This is a genomic window from Teichococcus aestuarii (assembly GCF_042651065.1).
Taxonomy (GTDB): domain Bacteria; phylum Pseudomonadota; class Alphaproteobacteria; order Acetobacterales; family Acetobacteraceae; genus Pseudoroseomonas; species Pseudoroseomonas aestuarii.
Window position 1 is genome coordinate 1 of the sequence record NZ_JBHSCH010000124.1, and the last position, 4,533, is coordinate 4,533.

3 protein-coding genes and 2 pseudogenes are annotated in these 4,533 nt (G+C 65.5%); 4 read left to right on the top strand and 1 reads right to left on the bottom strand.

Annotated features, from left to right (window positions below; genetic code table 11):
* Window positions 1–120 (top strand): annotated as a pseudogene (locus ACFOY6_RS23630) (IS5/IS1182 family transposase); the annotation flags it as partial.
* Window positions 121–225: 105 nt separating this feature from the next.
* Window positions 226–1,457, top strand: a pseudogene (locus tag ACFOY6_RS23635) (IS3 family transposase).
* On the opposite strand, the gene ACFOY6_RS23640 reads toward ACFOY6_RS23635, so the two are convergent.
* Window positions 1,434–1,751, bottom strand: a complete 318-nt coding sequence (locus tag ACFOY6_RS23640; RefSeq protein WP_379652417.1) for a type 1 glutamine amidotransferase family protein — start codon at window positions 1,749–1,751, stop codon at window positions 1,434–1,436. The pseudogene ACFOY6_RS23635 and the gene ACFOY6_RS23640 overlap by 24 nt on opposite strands.
* A gap of 272 nt (window positions 1,752–2,023) precedes the next feature.
* On the opposite strand from ACFOY6_RS23640, the gene ACFOY6_RS23645 reads away from it, so the two are divergent.
* Both ACFOY6_RS23645 and ACFOY6_RS23650 read left to right on the top strand, forming a co-directional pair.
* On the top strand, window positions 2,024–2,905 hold the full coding sequence (locus ACFOY6_RS23645; RefSeq protein WP_379639090.1) for an MBL fold metallo-hydrolase: 882 nt from the start codon (window positions 2,024–2,026) through the stop codon (window positions 2,903–2,905).
* A gap of 49 nt (window positions 2,906–2,954) precedes the next feature.
* On the top strand, window positions 2,955–3,791 hold the full coding sequence (locus ACFOY6_RS23650) for a nitroreductase family protein (protein ID WP_379639094.1): 837 nt from the start codon (window positions 2,955–2,957) through the stop codon (window positions 3,789–3,791).
* The last annotated feature ends 742 nt before the right edge of the window (window positions 3,792–4,533 follow it).

Genomic DNA, 4,533 nt, shown 5'->3' on the forward strand with positions numbered 1-4,533 from the left:
CGCATCGAGAACATGTTCGGCAAACTCAGAGACTGGCGCCGCATCGCCATGCGCTACGACCGCTGTGCCCACACCTTCTTCAGCGCCATCACCCTCGCCGCTACCGTCACCTTCTGGCTCGGACAATGGGTCCTGAGCCTAGGCTTACGCCTGGGCATACGCCCATCCTCCGCTCCACGGTTGATCGAGACACCCCGCAAGCGGACGGTTCCGCCGATGGGGTGCATGATGACGACAGAGAGGATGGATGCCGCTGGTCCTGGCCGGGGTAGGCGGATGTCGCGGCAGCGCAAGCGGGACGCGGTGCTTCGGCTGCTGCGGGGCGAGGATCTGGAGACGGTCTCGCGGGCACTGGGTGTCACGGCCGCGATGCTGAGCGGCTGGCGCGACGCCTTCCTGGCGGCTGGCGAGGCGAGCCTGGCGACGCGGCCCACGGCAGGGGAGGCGCTCGAGAGCGAGCGGCTCAAGGCGCGGCTGGGCGAGATGCTGCTCGAGCGCGAGTTGCTGGAGGCCAAGGTCGCAGCCCTGGAGGATGGCCGCCCTTTGGCCCGGCGGAGGTCACGGCCATGAGCCTGACCATGTCGCCCAGCAGCGGCAGGCCCTATGGCTTGGCGCGAGTCTGCAGGATCTGGCGGGCAGCCCGGGCGACGGTCTACCGCCATCGCCTGCCACCCCGAACGGAGCCGCCCAGGCGAGCTGGGCCGGTCGGGCCAATGCCGGATGCGGCGCTGCTGGAGGCGATCCGGGCCGTCCTCGCGGCCAGCCCCTTTCATGGCGAGGGCCACCGCAAGGTCTGGGCAAGGCTGCACATGCAGGGCGTCCGGACCTACAGGCGCCGGGTGCTGCGGCTCATGCGCGAGCACGGCCTGCTCGCCCCCTCCCGGGCCGGTGCCCCGCGAGGCCCGCGCAACCACGATGGCACCATCACCCCTGACGCGGTGGACATCATGTGGGGCACCGACATGACCACCACCTGGACGGCAGAGGGTCAGGCGGCGGTGTTCGTCGCCGTCGATCACCACAGCGCACGGTGCGTCGGCCTGCATGCCGCCCGGCGTGACACCCGCTTCGAGGCGCTGGAGCCCCTCAGGCAGGGCGTGCGCCAGCACTTCGGCGGCTTCGCCAAGGGCGTCGCTGCAGGCCTCTCGCTGCGTCATGACCACGGCTCGCAGTACATGTCCGACGCTTTCCAGGGCGAGCTGACGTTCCTCGGCATCAAGAGCACGCCCGCCTTCGTCCGCGCGCCTGAGGGGAACGGATGCGCCGAACGCTTCATCCGGACGCTGAAGGAGAACCTCCTCTGGGTCCGGACCTTCGACACCGTCGAGCAACTGCGCCAGGCACTGCTCGAGTTCCGGCGCACCTACAACTCGACCTGGCTCATTGAGCGGCTCGGGTTCAGGCCACTGGACGCCGTACGCCAGGATCAGCTTTCACCCGCGGCTCTCGCCGCTTAGGCTCCACTCAGGTGTCTCACCAACCGCAGGCGGTACACCCGTCTCGCCCAGCAGGAAGGCGCCCGTGCAGATCGAGCCCAGTGCGGTGCCCGCGCTGTGCCGCTCGCGCAGCCATTCCACGAAGGGCGCCGCCTCGTGCGCCTCGGTGGGCGCACCCAGCCGGGGCGGCAGGATCGGGACGTCCGGCGTCCCCTCGGCGCCAGGAGCCGTGTCGAACACGCGGACCGGGATGTTCTCGCCGTCTCGCATCTGCCAGTGGCTGACCCGCAGCGAGGGCGCCTGTTGGCGGTTCACCTGTTTCCCGGCGATGCGGCCAGCGAGCGTCCGGAAGTCTGTCATCCCAAGCACGGCCGCCAGTTGAGTGCCGGGGTAGATCACCAGGCCGATCTCGATGGCATTCCGCCCTGGCATGTCCCGCCCTGGCATGTCGTTTCTGGCCCTTATTATTTCCGTGCCGCCACTGCTACCGCCGCGCCTGGTCGTTTATCCAGAGGCTACCGCATCTTCATGGGCTGTGGGCCGCCGATCGCGCTCATAGCCTAGGTGCTGGCAAGGAGGATTGGGCCATGACCGACAGCAGCAAGGAAGGCTTCCTGATCACGCGCCGGAAGACACTCCCGGCCTTGTCCATGGGGATCATCGGAATGACGACGCGCACCTCACAAGCCGCTCGCCAGCAGGCGACGGTGACGCAGATCCGCAACGCGACGCTGCGCATCAACTACGGCGGTGTGCGCTTCCTGGTGGACCCGATGCTGGACGACCAGGGAACGTCTCCCGGGTTCCCGGGCTCGGCCAACAGCGAGCGCCGTAACCCCCTGGTGCCCCTGCCGATCCCGGTGACCGATATCATCGACGTGGACGCGGTCATCGTGAGCCATCTTCACACCGACCACAGGGACGGAAAGGCCAAGGCGCGGCTCGGGAAATCGCTCCCCCTCTTCGCGCAGAATGACGAGGACGCGGCGGCAATCCGGGAAGCAGGCTTCAAGGACGTGCGCGTCCTGACCGAGGCATCGGAGTTCAATGGCGTCAAGCTCGTCAAGACGGGCGGGCAGCACGGCACCGACGCCGCCTTCAAGGCGGTGCCGCGCCTGGGCAAGGTCTGCGGCGTCGTCTTCAGCCATCCCTCGGAGAAGACGCTCTACGTGGCGGGCGATACCATCTGGAACGGACATGTCGAGCAGGCGATCGCCCGGCACCAGCCGGAGGTGATCGTGCTCAACGCGGGCAAGGCGACCTTCATCGGCCTGGACCCCATCATCATGGGAGAAGAAGACGTCCGGGCGGTCCATCGCGCCGCCCCGAAGGCCACCCTGATCGCCAGCCACATGGAAGCCGTGAGCCACTGCATCCTGAGCCGCGCCGACCTGCGGGCCTTTGCCGAGCGGGAAGGTTTCGTGGCAAACCTGCGCGTCCCGGCCGACGGCGAGGCCATCGCGCTCTAGCCGGATCACATGCCGCGTCTCCGGCGGAGGCGCTCACGACGAGTGGGAGGTGAGGTTGCTCGAGCGTTTGATGAACATTCTCCAGGCACGTTTCGGCTCATCGCCCGCGCTTCAGGCGGCGCCAGATGGCGTGGAGACCCTCGCCGCGATGGCTGATCGCCGCGTCATCCGTCGGTACGCCGACAAGGCCGTCGATCCTGCGCTTCTGGAGACACTGTGCGCTGTGGCTCTCTCAGCTCCCTCGAAGTCGGACCTGCAGCAGGCGGACATCATTATCATCTCCGATGAGGCACAGCGCGACAGGTTACACGCGCTCATCCCGGACAATCCGTGGATCCGGGAAGCGCCCGCGTTTCTGGTCTTCTGCGCCAATAATCGCCGCCATCGCCTGATGTTCGAATGGCGTCAGCAGCCTTTCGTCAACGACCATCTCGACCCCTTCTTCAACGCTTCGGTCGATGCGGCCATCGTCCTCGCTACCTTCATCGCCGCCGCGGACAGAGTGGGGCTGGGGACGTGCCCCGTCAGCGCCATCCGCAACACAGCAGCGGAGGTGTCCGATCTCCTCGCGCTGCCCGACCATGTTTTCCCCGTGGCCGGACTGGGCGTCGGCTGGCCGTCCTTCGGTGGCGTCCTCAGCCCACGTCTGGGCCTCGATGTCACCGTCCACTACGATCGCTATGACGAGGCCGGCATACAGGACAAGATCGCCGCGTACGACAAGCGACGGAGGGCCATGCAGCCCTACGCCACGCAGCGCTATACGGACCGCTTCGGGGAAGCAGAGGAGTACGGGTGGTCGGAGGATAAGGCCCGACAGTACTCCGTACCCGAACGCGCCGACTTCGGCGCTTTCGTGCGCAGGAAGGGCTTTGACCTAGAATGATGCTCCTCCGCGGTTGCGGAGGGATAACGCCCAAACGAGAGACAACCTGCTTGAGCCACGGCAGGCATCATGAGGCCCAGGCTGCCGAGGTGAACCGTTCCGGGGTTCTCCGGAGGCTCCAACTCTTGAGAGGATGGAGCCATGACGGAGAAGACCTCGAACCGGCATCCAAAGGCTACAGAATCCCAGAGCAGATAAAGTGCACCGCCGATTGATCACTGTCCACCAGATCAGGAGAAGATCAGTACCGTGGCGGACGGCAGCTGCGGACTACTCCGCGCTATTCAGGAAATCTGGCCTCTCTGCTGCCGATTCCGCTCATCGGTGCTGGTGATACACCTCAGCCCCCCCCGGACAGTGGATCCTCAAAGCATAAAAGACAAGCTCAAGCTTTGGCTGGGCCTCGCCCATCTACAGACGAAACAGCGCCAACTGAGGCTGGCTCCACAAGTTACACGCCCCCTCTATTTATGCTCCGGGAACGGCATTAATCTTTATATTGAGAATGCTCTTTCGTTCTGCACGTCTTACGTTTTCTAACTCACAAATTCGCGATTTCTATTTGGAAGATCACACGTTCGTGAGCGATATCACTCACATGTGAGCGAGCAGCCCCCCGGCTTGCTCGGTGTGAAGGATGTCAGCCATGACCGCTCTTGGCGTATATGTCGGCAACGACCCGGCTCTTCTGAACAAGTTCACTGGCTGGCTGGGCGATGCGCCCGATTACGTCCATGGAGTG